This window comes from Rhodococcus sp. KRD175 (assembly GCF_017168275.1).
In the GTDB taxonomy this organism is placed as follows: domain Bacteria; phylum Actinomycetota; class Actinomycetes; order Mycobacteriales; family Mycobacteriaceae; genus Rhodococcoides; species Rhodococcoides fascians.
The window spans coordinates 58660-72840 of the sequence record NZ_JABFAQ010000010.1; the positions used below are offsets into that span (position 1 = coordinate 58660).

Annotated in this window: 13 protein-coding genes; 10 read left to right on the forward strand and 3 right to left on the reverse strand. The window is 65.5% G+C overall.

Annotated features, from left to right (window positions below; translation table 11 throughout):
- The first annotated feature begins 15 nt into the window (after positions 1 to 15).
- Together J1M81_RS16440 and J1M81_RS16445 are read left to right on the forward strand one after the other, a co-directional pair.
- The gene (locus J1M81_RS16440) at positions 16 to 285 is read left to right on the forward strand and encodes an acyl-CoA carboxylase epsilon subunit (protein WP_308051282.1); all 270 of its coding nucleotides are present in this window, start codon (positions 16 to 18) and stop codon (positions 283 to 285) included.
- 11 nt (positions 286 to 296) lie between these two features.
- A complete protein-coding gene (locus J1M81_RS16445) occupies positions 297 to 965 on the forward strand; it encodes a nucleoside triphosphate pyrophosphatase (protein ID WP_206498371.1) in 669 nt (222 codons plus the stop codon).
- 15 nt (positions 966 to 980) lie between these two features.
- Here the strand turns inward: J1M81_RS16445 and J1M81_RS16450 are convergent, their stop codons facing one another.
- Positions 981 to 1424 (reverse strand): flavodoxin domain-containing protein, encoded by a 444-nt coding sequence (locus J1M81_RS16450; RefSeq protein WP_027496480.1) that lies wholly within the window; start codon positions 1422 to 1424, stop codon positions 981 to 983.
- 115 nt (positions 1425 to 1539) lie between these two features.
- Positions 1540 to 2913: a hypothetical protein gene (locus J1M81_RS16455; protein WP_206498372.1), complete on the reverse strand. Its 1374-nt coding sequence runs from the start codon at positions 2911 to 2913 to the stop codon at positions 1540 to 1542.
- 142 nt (positions 2914 to 3055) lie between these two features.
- On the opposite strand from J1M81_RS16455, the gene J1M81_RS16460 reads away from it, so the two are divergent.
- Positions 3056 to 4333 (forward strand): glycosyltransferase, encoded by a 1278-nt coding sequence (locus J1M81_RS16460; RefSeq protein ID WP_206498373.1) that lies wholly within the window; start codon positions 3056 to 3058, stop codon positions 4331 to 4333.
- A 5-nt stretch (positions 4334 to 4338) separates the two neighbouring features.
- On the opposite strand, the gene J1M81_RS16465 is transcribed toward J1M81_RS16460, so the two are convergent.
- The gene (locus tag J1M81_RS16465; protein ID WP_155290289.1) at positions 4339 to 5685 is read right to left on the reverse strand and encodes a hypothetical protein; all 1347 of its coding nucleotides are present in this window, start codon (positions 5683 to 5685) and stop codon (positions 4339 to 4341) included.
- A gap of 550 nt (positions 5686 to 6235) precedes the next feature.
- Here J1M81_RS16465 and J1M81_RS16470 point away from each other — a divergent pair.
- The 7 genes from J1M81_RS16470 to J1M81_RS16500 all read left to right on the forward strand — a co-directional run.
- Positions 6236 to 7684, forward strand: coding sequence for a condensation domain-containing protein (locus J1M81_RS16470; protein ID WP_032366281.1), 1449 nt, complete (start codon positions 6236 to 6238; stop codon positions 7682 to 7684).
- A 118-nt stretch (positions 7685 to 7802) separates the two neighbouring features.
- Positions 7803 to 9257 carry a condensation domain-containing protein gene (locus J1M81_RS16475; RefSeq protein WP_206498374.1) on the forward strand — a complete coding sequence of 485 codons (1455 nt, stop codon included), beginning with the start codon at positions 7803 to 7805 and terminating at the stop codon, positions 9255 to 9257.
- Complete coding sequence (locus tag J1M81_RS16480; protein ID WP_206498375.1) at positions 9235 to 10608, forward strand: condensation domain-containing protein; 1374 nt, start codon at positions 9235 to 9237, stop codon at positions 10606 to 10608. The genes J1M81_RS16475 and J1M81_RS16480 overlap by 23 nt, the downstream gene beginning before the upstream one ends.
- A 157-nt stretch (positions 10609 to 10765) precedes the next feature.
- Positions 10766 to 11635 carry a sulfurtransferase gene (locus tag J1M81_RS16485; RefSeq protein WP_205913258.1) on the forward strand — a complete coding sequence of 290 codons (870 nt, stop codon included), beginning with the start codon at positions 10766 to 10768 and terminating at the stop codon, positions 11633 to 11635.
- Complete coding sequence (locus J1M81_RS16490; protein ID WP_027496472.1) at positions 11632 to 12045, forward strand: SufE family protein; 414 nt, start codon at positions 11632 to 11634, stop codon at positions 12043 to 12045. Before J1M81_RS16485 ends, J1M81_RS16490 begins: the two co-directional genes overlap by 4 nt.
- 134 nt (positions 12046 to 12179) lie before the next feature.
- Entirely contained in the window at positions 12180 to 13649 is a 1470-nt protein-coding gene (locus J1M81_RS16495; RefSeq protein ID WP_206498376.1) for a condensation domain-containing protein, read from the forward strand.
- Positions 13650 to 13776: 127 nt separating this feature from the next.
- A partial coding sequence (locus J1M81_RS16500; protein WP_308051283.1) for a biotin carboxylase N-terminal domain-containing protein occupies positions 13777 to 14181 on the forward strand: 405 nt, incomplete at its 3' end.

Here is a 14181-nt window from a genome sequence, read left to right on the forward strand (position 1 = left end):
GCGAAGCATGACGCAGTGAGCGGCGAATCAAAGCATGACGTCGTGAACGACGGTCAGGCCGTTGCCGATTCAGGCATGTCCGCGGCAATTCGGGTCGTCAAGGGCAATCCGAACGACGAGGACGTGGCGGCTCTGGTGGCGGTGTTGACTGCGGCGCAGAACGATTCGGCATCGAGCGCGGATTCTCGGCCCCGGGAATTGTGGGGTGCACCGTCGTCGATGCACCGCGGCTTCGCGGCGCAGTCGGCGTATTCGTACGCCGCGTCGGGCCGATACTCGCGGTGACGGTGCCGCCCGTGACGACCCGGGCCGATTCGGTACGACTCGTTCTGGCGTCGGCGTCACCTGCTCGCCTCGGAGTTCTTCGTAGTGCCGGCGTGGAGCCGATCGTCCGGGTGTCGGGAGTCGACGAGGACGCGGTGACGGCCGAACTGGGGCCGTCCGCGTCCGCCGCCACCGTGGTCACCGAACTCGCGCGGGCCAAGGCCGCCGCAGTCGCCGAGACGTTCTCGGATTCTTCGGCGGATCTGGTGATCGTCGGGTGTGATTCGATGCTGTCGATTGCCGGTGAGCTGCACGGTAAACCGCACACCGTCGAGGTGGCCCGTGAGCGTTGGCGGACCACGGCCGGGTCGACCGGGGCGCTGTTGACCGGTCATGCCGTTCTGCGAGTCACCGCCGGAGTCGTGGTGGCGCAGGCTGCAGCGCACAGCTCGACGACGATTCGTTTCGCAACCCCGTCTGCAGTCGATCTCGACGCGTATCTGGCGTCCGGCGAACCTCTGCAGGTTGCGGGAGCTTTCACGCTCGACGGTCTCGGCGGCTGGTTCGTCGACAGCATCGAGGGTGATCCCTCGTCGGTGATCGGCATCGGCTTGCCGCTGGTTCGTACTCTTCTCGAGCGGGTGGGTACGTCGCTTGCCGACCTCTGGGACGGCTCGCCGGACGACCCGATCGGGATCTGACCGGCGAGACCTACCTCAGGGCAACAGATCGATCAGCTCGCGAGCCCAGTCCTCGGCCATTGCCTTGGGCTTGATGTTCGACGAGCTGTCGTGCCGAGCGTGGGTGCCGACCTGCTTCGCACCGAGCTCGGTGAGCTTTTCGGCGATGATCTCGCCGCCGCGGTTGAAGGTGTCCTCGTATACCTTGTCTCCCAGACCGAAGACTGCGAACTGCAGTCCTGCGAGGTCGGGGGCATCCTCGACGAGTGCCTCGTAGAACGGCTCCGCGCCGGTGGGGAGCTCTCCGTCACCGTAGGTGGAGCAGATGACGACGTGGAAGTCGTCCGTGTCGATGTCGGAGACCTCGTACTCGAGCATGTCTCGCACCTCGGCATCGTGATCACCGAGCACGTCCGCGATCTTGTCGGCGACCTCCTCGGCCGTACCGGTCTCGGACCCGAACAACACGACCACTGCCATGGATCGCTCCCCTTTCTCACATGCGCTCGAACACTCGAACAGTCGCAAAAGCATAGCCGTACCGGGGATCCCGCCGAAAATCCGCGTACGCCCGATGTTGTGATTTGTCTCGAGGTCACCAGAATTCGGGAGTCAGGCCCCAGTTCGTGTACTCGGCCTCGACCAGCCCACGCAGGTGCTCCTTGCTGGGGAACGCGTCCGGGTCGAGACCGGTGACGCACAGCGTCGCGCGGTCACCCGAGTCGTTCCACCAGGCACTGACCCCGCCGGCGGTGCGACGGAGCAACGCCACATCGGTGTTCTGGGTGATCGACCGCATCGCCACTGCCGCGGCGTCGACGCCTCCGATGGTGCGCAGTCGCGTGCCCCGATCGCCGAGGTTCGAGCACAGGCACAGCGGTGCCGAGCCCGATGCCGCCAGCTTGGCGACGACGACGTCGGGCAACACCTGCATCAGTGGTTTGAGCAGCTCGAACACCGATGTCATCGTACTGTCGGCCTGGTCGGTGAACGCCTGCTTGCTCGATGCGCGGATGGCCGTCAGATCGTCGCGGTAGCCCTGTCCCCCGTCGACGTGAATGGACACCCCGGACGTCGCGTTGGCGCGACTGTCTCCGGGTGTTCGGGTGCTGACAGGAAGGGCCACCCTTACCCGGTCCTGCGGACCGACGCGTCCACTCGCGGTGAGAATGCCGAGCACGACCGCGACAAGGAGACTGTTCGAGCTCCCGCCCCTGCTCGCTGCGGCCGCGGCCCAGTCCCCCGATGCGCAGTCGACGACCACCGTGCTCGGTACCCACTTGCCTTCTCGTGCCGCGGTGACGGCCAGGGCACGGCTCGGAGTCGGGCCGGGTGCCGTGGAGCACGTTGCTACCTCGTCGGACGAGGTTCGCGAACGTACCGCGTCCACTGCCGTACGTCCGAGCGCTCGCGCCACCCCGGACAATGCCGCACCGATCTGTCCGACGCCGTCCGCGATGTCGGCACGTACCGACGACCGCGGGGGAACGTGGTCGAGCCCGCCGCGAACGAAGTCGTCCGGTGTCGCCCGACCGGCGAGAGCTGCTGCCGCCGCAGAGGTCAGGGCACCGCCGTCACCGACCACGTGCGATCCGACGAGAGAGACCACTGTGCCGCCGCCGTCGACCGAGGTCGCCGACAAACGCCAGGCAGGTCCGTCGATGGGGTCCAGCGTCACCGCTGCCTCGTTCTCGATCCACAGATCGATGCCGTCCCGGGCGATCGCGTGTCCGATGACGACCGGGGCGGCGGGCGTGCGGGCCGTGATCCAGCCATCGCGGGCACCGGGCACCGCCGAGCGTCGTACGGAGCGATCCAACGGGCCGGTAGCAAGCAGCTGCCACATGGATTCGAGTGCGTCGAGCGGGACGGCCGAGTCGAACCGCCACACGATCTGATTGACCACCGGCACTCCGAGTACGCACTCCATGCGCAGGAACAGGTCGTCGTCGTACGTCAATCTCTCCACCACGAGAGACTATCCCTGCCCGCCCACGTAGGTGGAACGACCGCAAATGTGTTTCCCGCCATATGTTTTCGTATCGGCTCGGTTCGGACGGTGCTGATAGGTTGGGGCTCTTCCCCACGCCGACACGTCTGCGAGTGCGCCTGTGAAGTTCGTGATGCCGTTCAACGGAAGCCGAGGCGACGTGACCCCCGGTATCGCTCTCGGGCTCGAACTCGCAGAGCGCGGGCACGACGTGCTGTTCGGTGCCCCACCCAATCTCACCGATGTCGTGTCGGCTGCCACGGCATCCTCCGAACGCATCGAGGTTCAGCCGTTCGGGCCCGACACGCAGCAGCTGTTGGAGTCCGATCTGGTCAGAGTGCGTATCAAGTCTCGAAACCCGCGGACCCGCTTTGCTGCGCTGTCCGAGCTGGCTCATCACGGCTGGGACGACATGACGTCCGAGCTGAACCGAATGGCGGCAGGGTGCGACGGAATCGTCACCGGCTCGCTCGGTCAGGAGATGGCTCTGAACGTGGCCGAAGCGCACGGCACAGCGTTTGTGTCCCTGCACTACTGCCCCCTCAGGCGCAACGATGCAGTGTCGATCACACCGGGCGTGAACCCACCTGCCGTCGTCAATCGGTCGATGTGGGCGGCCCTCGAGGCACTGCGCTGGAAGTCGATGAAGAAGCGCGACAACGCGCAGAGGGCATCACTGGGTTTGCCTCCCACCACGGAGTCGACGCCCGTGAGGTCGGCGCACTACGGCGGTATCGAAATTCAGGCCTACGAATCGGCGCTGTTCCCCGGGCTTGCCCGACAGTGGGGCCCGCTACGCCCGTTCGTCGGCTTCATCGGCCTGGTCGACGGAGTCACCGAGACGGATCCCGCGTTGCGCCGATGGCTCGACGCAGGAACTGCGCCAGTGTATTTCGGCTTCGGCAGCATGCCGGTGCCCGAACCGGCTGCACTGATGCGCATGATCGACAACGTCACCGATCGATTGGGCGTGCGCGCCCTGGTCTGCGCGGGCTGGAGCGATCTGCTGGAGTCCGATTCAGCCGTCCATCGATCGAACCCGAACGTCTTCGTCGTGAAATCGGTCGATCACGCGACGGTCTTTCCGCGCTGTCTGGCCGCGGTTCATCACGGCGGCGCAGGGACGACTGCAGCCTCGGCACGAGCCGGGCTGCCGACCCTGGTGTGCTGGTTCAGCGCCGACCAACCGTTCTGGGGATCCGCGCTGCGGCGCCTAGGAGCCGGGTCGAGCACGAAGTTCTCGACGTTGACCGAATCCGTTCTACAGCAGGGCATTTCCGACCTCATGACCGAAGACGCCCGGCTGGCCGCGCGAGCGCTAGCCGATACGATGACGCCTGCTCGAACGGCGACGGCCGCTGCCGCCGACATCACCGAAGCAGCAGCGCGCGACCGCTGACCCACTCACCAGAAGCGTGCCGAGAGTCCCCATCTCCGAAGCGCCTCGGTCAGGTGTTCACGCAGTACATGCTCGTCCGGGCATCGGTCGGGGTCCATGGCGTGGACGGTCACGGTCACACTGGTGCCGGTCTCGCTCGACCATGCGGTCAGACCGCCGTCGAGCGAACGAGCGAAGTCGGCGTCGGCTCCGGCGAACGTCGCTCGACCGGACACCGCCCGGGCGGCGATCCCCGCCACCGTCGTGAAGTCGTCGGGAAGCGAACCGAGGTTCGACGCCAGCCCTTCGGCACCGTCGCGGGGCTGCGGCACTCGTGCGACCACCGCGTCGGGCAGCATTTGAACGAGTGCCTGGGACAGGCCGCCCGGAGCGGCACCGGCGGCCTGAGCAGCGGCGAAAGCCGTGAACGCCGATTTACTGGCGGCGCGGATCGGGCGGAGGTCCAGATCGGTCGGGTCGGCGATCGGCACGTCGATCTTGACGATCTTGGTGGCGTTGGACCGTGTGTCGGATGCGTCGCCGCGATCACTGACGGGCAGGGACCACTGCACCGTGTCTCCCACCGAAGCACGGCCGGCAAGTCCGGACGCAGCAGTCAGGACCGCCACGAACAGCGAATTGGATGTTCCTCCCCAGCGTTCCGCAGTCGATCGCCATGCATCGGCGTCCACCTCGGCAACCACGTGTGGGGATGTCCAGTCCGCCGCAGCCGCTCGCTCGGGAGCTGCCCGGTGTGGTTTCGGCCTCGACTGGGTGGCACCGGCAGGCTCGGAGCGTCCGGACAGAGGCAGAGCCTGCACCGCCGCGTTCACCAGCCATCCACCCGCGGACCGAATTTGCTCGACGGCGTCACCGACGTCGGAAGCGAGGGTCGCGAGGCCGCCCGAGGCGGAGGCGACACGGGACGCGACGGAGTCGGAGTTCGCCGCACGGAATGCAGCGATCAAGGCGCCACCGTCGGCGACCATGTGCGAGGCGACCAACGACAGCACCATGCCGCCGTCGCTCAGTCTCGTCGCCGCGAGTTGCCAACCCAATCCGGTCTCGGGATCGATATCGGGATCGATCCGGCCGTCCGCCCATCGCCGCACCATCGACGGGTCTATGAATTCTGGATGAAAATCCAGTGAATGAGAGGCGGCCGACGGCACCCACCGATCTCGGGCCGTCGGAATTGCCGATGCCACCACCCTGCGCGCAAGCAGACCGTCGGACAGGTTGTCACGCAGTCTTTCCAGGTCTTCTCGCTGCACGACGTCGTCGAACCACCACAGGAACTGGTTGTAGACGGGAAATCCGATGCCATGGTGCATTCGTAAGAAAAGGTGATCGGCAAATCCAATTCGAGTCACGCGCCGAACCTACTACATCGAAAGAAACGGGAAGGTGGTGCTGTTTCTCGTCGGTCGATTCATTCAATGTTTGCAATAGGTGCCATTCCACCGAGCGGACGCGCGAAGGTGACGCCGGTCTCGGGGTGCCGGTCCGGCCCGAGGTCTGGGTTCCGAACCCGTCACCCGGATCTGCTCTCTCGAATCATCGGGCCCTGACGTGCGGTTACGCTGGAATCACAATGCCGACGTGTGCGAGAATCAGTTTTCCGACCGATGTTCCACCCGTCGGTCAACCCCCTCGACAGTGACAAGAATTACTTTTACGCGTCGCGAAATAGTTTCGCTTTCGCCCTATTGTGAGTGCCGTACTCACGTCGACCGGACGGCGACTTCACGGTCCGTCGAATAGTTGTTCTTTCAATGTCGAAAGCAATGCGAGTGCACCCGATAAAAGCGAGCCGGACCGACGACTTCCGCCGTTACATCCACCACTCGACCGTAATCGAATGCCGATAGACACCACTACTGCCGAATACCGCTGGCCGAGCCCGGAACGGAAGAGGACACCATGGAATACACCGAACTCGCCGACTATCCACTTCCCGCCGGACGCTTGACCGAGTGGGTTCCCCGCGTCGACGACGCCCAGTGGGCTCTCGATCCCCGCGGGCTGTCGTTCACGCACGAGGACCATTGCGAGCGCAGCGCGCCGGGCTCCTGGATCGGCACGGTATTCGAGATCCATCGTCGCTACGACGTCGAGGCCGTACGCCGCACCATCGCCGCGTACATGGGTCGGCACGAGGCGTTCCGAACCAAGGTTCGTCGTGACGAGCAGTCCGGTTCGTGGCAGCGCTTCACCGCACCGGTCGACGCCGTGCAGGTGACAGATCGCCCACACGCGGAGTCGCGATCGGAAACTCAGGTGTTCGGCCATCTGCAGTCGTGGTTCGGCGACACCGTGTCTCCGACGGCATGGCCGCATTTCGTTCTCGCCACCATCGAACCCGACGACGCGTCCCGCACTCTCGCCGGTGGGCCCGAGGAATCGTTCCTGCTCGCCTTCGCGGCCGATCATTCGGTCATGGACGCATACAGCCAGATCTATGCGATCAACGAGATCGACCGGCTGTACGCGCAGGCCCTCGACGGCATCGACCCGGAATTGCCCGAGGTGGGTAGTTACGTCGACTTCAGTCAGTCCGAACGGGCACTCGGCGACACCCTGACGGCGGATCACGGTGCCGTGCGAACGTGGCAGGACTTCCTCGCTGTCGAGGACGGCCGCTTCCCTGCTTTCCCGCTTCCGTTGGCGGGCGACCGGCCCCGCGCCGACACCGGCCCTGCGCCCCAGAGCAGCATCTCGTCGTGGCTTCTGACCTCCGAACAGTCGGACGGCTTCAATGCGGCGTGCCGCGCTGCCGGATACAACATGCAGGCCGGAATTCTTGCGGCGCTCGCATTGACGAATGCTCGCCTGTCCGGCAGTCGGTCTCTGCGCACGGTGATGCCGATGCACACCCGCGACGAGCAGAAGTGGGCCGCGTCGGTGGGGTGGTACGTCGGCATTCTTCCGATGGAGATCCAGCTCGACAACGCCTGCACCTTCGTCGAGGCACTCGAGGCCGCGGCCACCGCGGGCGCTGCGAACAAGGGCCTGGCCCGTATGCCGTACTCGAAGATCGCCAAGATCCTCGACTCCACCGAAATCCCCCGGTTCGTGGTCTCGTACATCGACCTGCGGTTCCTGCCCGACGCCGCCCAGTGGCAGGGGCGCAAGGGGCGGGCGCTCAGGAGCAACTGCCACGCCGACGACGAGGTCTACTTCTGGGTCAATCGCACACTCGAAGGGCTCAACATCTCGGCCCGCTTCCCCAGTTCGGATGTCGCGTCGACCAACGTCCATCGGTTCATCACCGAGTTCGTCGCGGTTCTGACGGCGGTCATCGACTCCGACGGCGGTAGCGATACGGTGCTCGCGGCGGCCCCGCCGTCGGTCGTCGTCGCCGCAGAATGAGCATGGACGCAGAATAGGCGTGCACGCAGGAGAAGTGGATGCGGAGTGGACGGAGACGGCGGCGTAGGCAGCCGGTACGTTCCGTCCACTGCGCCCCGACCGGAAGAGTGAAGCGAACATGATCATCACCGCAATGGGCCGCTGGAACCCCGCGCCCGGCCGACTGCTCGAGTGGCATCCCACCGCGGCGGCACAGGCGAGCGCCGCTGCGGCACCGATCGATTCGACTCCACCGTCGTTTCTTCAGGAAGACCACCTGAAGGCAGCGTGGGCAGCGCGCGCACGTGGTGACGTGCACACGGCGTACACCGGGGTGGCCACCGAGATCGACGGCGACATCGACTCCGAGGCGATGAGCCGTGCGCTGACTGCGTATGTGCTGCGGCACGAGGGTCTGCGGTGCTGGTTCGATGTGGACGGCACCGACGTGGTTCGGCACCTCGGCGGCCAGGAAGTTGCTCGTTTCGATACCGTCGACGCAGGTGAGACATCCGACGACGAGCAGTTCCAACACTATGTGCGGCAGCGCTTCTCGACCGAGGCCACCGCCGACATCTGGCCGGGGTTCGTCGTCGGAGTGGTATCGAGGCCGGGCAGCTTCACGTTGTACTACGGTGCCGATCACGCGTTCACCGATGGTGGTTCACAGGCTCTGGTCATCAGCGAACTGGCCGATCTGTACGCGATCGAGATCGGGGCGGATGTTCCGCAACCGGCTTCGGCGGGAAGTCACCTCGAGTACGCCGCCGCCGAGCGCGCCCGCGCCGCGACGTTCGGTGCAGACTCCCCCGAGATCGCCGCCTGGCGTGACATCTTCACCAGGCACGAGGGCCGTATGCCTCGGTTCCCCCTCGATCTGGGGCTTGCCCCCGGCGAACGCGCCCCGGTCCGAATCGTCGAACGCCACCTGTTGGACCGAGAACTGACGGCAGCGTTCGATGCCGCGTGCAAGGCCGCCGGCGCACGGATGAGCAGTGGAATCTTCGCCGCCGTCGGCATCACCGACTTCGAGCTCGCGGGGAACGCGGAGTACTTCGGAATCACGGTGCTGAGCACTCGCCACCACGGTGACTACGGACAATCCCAGGGTTGGTTCGTCAACTTCGCGCCGGTCGCGTTCGACATCGCCGGTCACGAGCGTTTCTCCGACGTCGCGGGCCCGGCGCACGAGGGTTTCGAGCGGGCCAAGCAGATCGCCGAAGCACCGGTCCATGCGGTACTCGGCGCTCTCGCCGCAGACGGCACGCTCGGAAGCGAACTCGCCGTGAGCCCGAACATGCTCTCGTACATCGACTTTCGCTGGTTCCCCGGCGTCGGGCGAGATGCGGACACTCGTGCCAAGCATTTCACCGGCGAGGGCGCGACCTCCAACGCGTCGATGTGGATCAACCGCGACGGTGAGCATCTGTATCTGGTGGCGCAGACCCCCGACACGGCCGTCGCTGCCGAATCGGTCGAGCGGTACCACGCACACCTGGCATCGGTACTGGAAAAGATCGCGCGCACAGGCGATTACGTACTGACGCCCGGTTCGGTTCAGGAGCGGGTCGGTGCGGGTCACCTCGATCACTGAGTACCATCCCGCGGCCGGTGTCGTCGTCGAATTCACTGCCGACGTCACCGGGGATGCACAACGGTCCCCGATTCCACCGTCGTTCAATCAACGGTTTCATCTGGGCGATCTGGGCGAGGCTCGGCGAGTATGGATCGCGGGCACGTTCGACGTGCCCGGCCGCATCGATGTCGACGCTCTCGCGTGGGCGTTCACTCGACTGATCGACCGACACGACACTCTGCGCAGCTCGTTCGTCCAGGCGACCGACGGCCTGGACAGGATGCTCCATCGCCCCGGTTCGGTCGAGATCGCGGCGTCGAACCGGACCGAATTCGATTGCCCGACCGAGCTACGTGAGCATCTCCGCCGAATACTCGAGTTACGTTGCGACGCACGACGGTTCCCGTCGTACACGTGCGTCGCGATCGACCGGCCGGACGTCTCGACGGTGGTCTGCGCATTCGACCACTCGAACGTCGACGCGCTGTCGATCGCGGTGACCGTGGACGAGGTTCGTGCCTGGTACGACGCGTACCGGCGCTGCCCGTCGAGTCCGAACATCGAGCTGAGTCCGGTGGGAGGATTCGTCGACTACTGCCGTATCGAAGCAACCGAGCCGGCAGTGGATCGCCATGACGAGCGCATGGTGCGGTGGTCGGAATTCCTTGTTCGGTGCGGTGGTACGACGCCGATTTTTCCGTTCGACCTGGGACTGGCGGACGGTGAGACTGCTACGCAGGCAACCCTTGTCGCGCCGATCCTCGATGCCGACCGCACTGCCGAGTTCGAGCGCCTGTGCACTCGGTCGGGCGGCGGGATGTTCGCCGGGGTCGTGGCTGCGATCGGTCAGGCCTGCGCCGCCATCGGCGGACCGCGGCAGATACCGTTCCTGTTCCCTCTGCACACCCGTCACGAGGATCGGTTCCGGCGGGCACTGGGCTGGTTCACCACCAACGCCCCGATGACCGTGGACGTCGGCGACGTGCTCGTCGACACGATCGCCGCGGCCCAACGGGAGTTTCGTGCTGCGCTACCGTTGAGCACGGTGCCCATCCCCCAGGTATTGGCATCCCTCGGAGACACGTTCACCCTCTCGCGAAACGACGTGTTCATGGTGTCGTACATCGACTACACCAGAATCGAGGGCCACCGCCGACTCGAAGAATCCAACGCACACCACGTCAGCAACGCGACGGTGTCCGACGACGCGCAGTTCTGGGTGTCGCGGACAGCCTCGGGTCTGGCTCTGCGGGCACGTTTTCCCGACACCGTCCTCGCGCACTCGGTCATGACTGCGTTCAGCGGCGCGCTGGTCGCGCTGCTGGCCGAGGCGACCGACCAGGCCGCCACAACGGCCCTGACACGCTGAGACAGTACCGACGCAGCGCTCTGTGCCTGCGGCTCCCGCCACTCGGTGGCGGTACGGCATAGGATTGTCGACGGAGACCGTTCACCCCCGAGCGGGCCGCCAGCCGAATATCTTCCGTAGGAGCCGATACGTGCCTGTACCAACCGATTCCAACGCAATGTTCGCCGACTACGCGCATCCGGATCGTCTCGTATCCACCGAATGGCTGTCCGCTCATCTCGGTACGCCCGGGCTCCGCGTCGTCGAATCCGACGAGGACGTGTTGCTCTACGACGTTGGCCACATTCCCGGCGCGGTCAAGATCGACTGGCACCTCGACCTGAACGACCCGGTCACGCGCGACTACATCGACGGCGAACAGTTCTCGAAACTGATGAGCCGCAAGGGTATTTCGCGTGACGACACAATCGTCGTGTACGGCGACAAGAGCAACTGGTGGGCCGCCTACGCACTGTGGGTGTTCACCCTGTTCGGACACCAGGACGTGCGGCTGCTCGACGGCGGACGTGATGCCTGGCTGTCCGAGAACCGCGACACCACACTCGATGTCCCCGAGTTTCCGGCGACCGACTACCCCGTCGTCGAGCGGAACGATGCACCGATCCGCGCATTCGCCTCGGACGTGCTCGGAGCTCTCGGCTCGGTGCCTCTGATCGACGTACGCTCTCCCGCGGAGTACACCGGCGAACGCACCCACATGCCCGACTACCCGGAGGAAGGTGCGCTGCGCGGCGGCCACATCCCCACCGCCGTCAGCATCCCGTGGGCCAAGGCAGCAGCACCGGACGGTCGATTCCGCTCACGCGCAGAACTGGACGAGATCTACTCCGAGACCTCGGCAACCGACGAGGTCATCGCGTACTGCCGCATCGGCGAGCGGTCGAGCCATACCTGGTTCGTGCTGACGCATCTGCTCGGGTACGAGTCCGTCCGCAACTACGACGGCTCGTGGACCGAGTGGGGCAATGCTGTGCGCGTTCCGATCGCCAGGGGCGAGGAGCCCGGATCGGCACCGGCCGCTCGATGAGTTCCCTTCCAGAATCGTTGGCCGAGATCGTCGAGGATTTCGCCGCAGTCGAGGGCCAGGACAAACTGCAGCTCCTGCTCGAATTCAGCCGGGAACTACCCCCGTTGCCGGATCACCTGGCCCAGGATGCGATGGAGCCGGTCCCCGAATGTCAGTCGCCGTTGTTCCTGTCGGTCGATGCATCCGATCCCGCCCGGATCGAGCTGTACTTCAGCGCGCCGCCGGAGGCTCCGACGACTCGCGGGTTCGCCTCGATCCTGGCGCAGGGGCTCGACGGTCTCAGCGCACAGGAAATCCTCGACGTTCCGGACGATTTCTATTCGGCTCTCGGATTGAGCGATGCGGTGAGCCCCCTGCGCCTCCGAGGGATGTCGGCGATGCTTGCACGTATCAAGAGGCACCTGCGCTGACCTCGTGGTCGGCAGCGCCCGGCCTTCGTCTTGATCGATACACGCCGCCGTCGGTAGACTTCGGTAGTGGGCATCGTCGCCCGCTGTCCGAACAATCCCCCGAATGCGTCTGACGAAGGCTGGTTGCTGCCGATATGGAGTTCACCGAGTTGGCGGACTACGCGGTTCCCGCGGGCACGCTCACCGAATGGATTCCCAGTGTCGGCCCGCACGCCCACACTCCCGAAGCCGCCGGGTGGCAGCCCGACCCTCGCCCGACGTCCTACGTCCACGAGGCGCACCTGCGTACCAGCCTGAGCAGCCCTCGCCGCGGGCGCGAGTCGTGGCTCGGCGCGGCGTTCGAGATTGCCGGTCCCCTGGACAAGCACGCCTTCCGGCGGGCGGTGCTGAACTGGATCGACAGACACGAAGCCATGCGGTCGAGCGCATCGATCGACGAAGCCACCGGTGAGATGACCCGGGTGACCGCCGCGCAGGGAGCCGTCGACATCTGGCAGGTCGAGCAGGAACGGTGTACGCAATCGAGTGAGGTATTCGGGCATCTGCAGTATCTCTTCGACGAGTTCACCTCGCCCCTGATCTGGCCCGCCTACGCGTTCGTCACTCTCGAACCACTGGACGAGACGCGACCGATCACCGTCTTCTTCGCAGCAGATCACTCGATCATCGACGGCTTGTCCACTGTCCTGGTCGCCCACGAGATCGCGGCCCTGTACGGCGAGGAGCTGGGCGGGGCACCGGCCGCCCTGTTCGAGGCCGGCAGCTATCTCGACTTCGGGTCCTCCGAACGCGAGCGAAACGCCGAGTTGGAACATTCGCACGAGGCCGTCGCGATCTGGCGCGATCTGCTGATCGACGGGGAAGGCCAGCTGCCCGACTTCCCGCTCGATATCGGTGATCCCAGCCCGGACGACGTACCTCAGGGTGGGCTCTCTGCTTGGGTGCTCGACCCCGAGCAAGCCGATTCGTTCTCGGTCGCGTGCCGGAAGACCGGCAACAGTCTGTTCGCCGGATTACTGGGGGTCCTGGCCATCACCGGTGCCGAGCTGGGCGGGGGCACCCAATTTCGGACTGTCACCCCGGTACACACCCGGGACGAGCCGCAGTGGGCGTCGGCACTGGGGTGGTTCGTCGGACTGTGTCCCATCTCGTTCGACATCGCCGGCGCGGAGTCGTTCGGCTCGGTCGTGGCCGCAGCATCGGCCGAGGTGAAGAAGACCAAGCCGATTGCGCGGGTTCCGCTCGATCGGGTGTTCACCACCCTCGGCTACTCGGCCAGGCCACGTTTCGTCGTCTCGTTCATGGATGTGCGGTTCGCGCCGGCAGCAGAGCACTGGCCCGATTGGAACGCGCGTGCGCTGCGCAGCAAGCAGTACCAACACGACGTGTACATCTGGATCAACCGCACACCTCAGGGAATCAACATCGCGGCTCGCTATCCCAACACCGAGCTCGCAACTGCCCGGGTACACGAATACATAGGCACCTTTCGCACCCTGCTGACCGAGGTGGCCGACACCGGTACCGCCTCCTTCTCTGCCGCAACGTCCCAGTATCCCGATCCCGGGCACTCCGATACCGGGCGGATCGCTACCAGCCAGTAGTCCCATCCTGTCGCCCTGGACGCGCCGCAGCGGCCTGGACCGATTGCAGCGACGACCGAGTCGGTGCTTAGACTCCGACGTGACGTTCGTGACGATGGATGCGAAAAACACATCTGTAGGAGGCTCAGTGCCCAGCCATGCCAGTGCTCAGATCACCAAGGTTCTTGTTGCCAATCGTGGTGAGATCGCGGTTCGGGTGATCCGGGCGGCCGCTGATGCCGGGCTGGCCAGTGTCGCTGTGTACGCCGAACCCGACGCCGACGCACCGTTCGTCCGCCTGGCCGACGAAGCATTCGCACTCGGCGGACAAACCTCCGCGGAGTCGTACCTGGTGATCGACAAAATCTTGGACGCGGCCGCCAAATCCGGAGCCGACGCCATCCACCCCGGCTACGGATTCCTCTCCGAGAACGCCGACTTCGCCCAAGCCGTGATCGATGCAGGACTGATCTGGATCGGACCCTCCCCGCAGTCCATCCGCGACCTCGGCGACAAGGTCACCGCCCGCCACATCGCCGCCCGCGCCAAAGCC

Coding starts and splice junctions, on each gene's coding strand:
- J1M81_RS16495 (WP_206498376.1), top strand. CDS start 12,180: ATGGAGTTCACCGAGTTGGCGGACTACGCGGTTCCCGCGGGCACGCTC.
- J1M81_RS16485 (WP_205913258.1), top strand. CDS start 10,766: ATGTTCGCCGACTACGCGCATCCGGATCGTCTCGTATCCACCGAATGG.
- J1M81_RS16470 (WP_032366281.1), top strand. CDS start 6,236: ATGGAATACACCGAACTCGCCGACTATCCACTTCCCGCCGGACGCTTG.
- J1M81_RS16490 (WP_027496472.1), top strand. CDS start 11,632: ATGAGTTCCCTTCCAGAATCGTTGGCCGAGATCGTCGAGGATTTCGCC.
- J1M81_RS16475 (WP_206498374.1), top strand. CDS start 7,803: ATGATCATCACCGCAATGGGCCGCTGGAACCCCGCGCCCGGCCGACTG.
- J1M81_RS16450 (WP_027496480.1), bottom strand. CDS start 1,424: ATGGCAGTGGTCGTGTTGTTCGGGTCCGAGACCGGTACGGCCGAGGAG.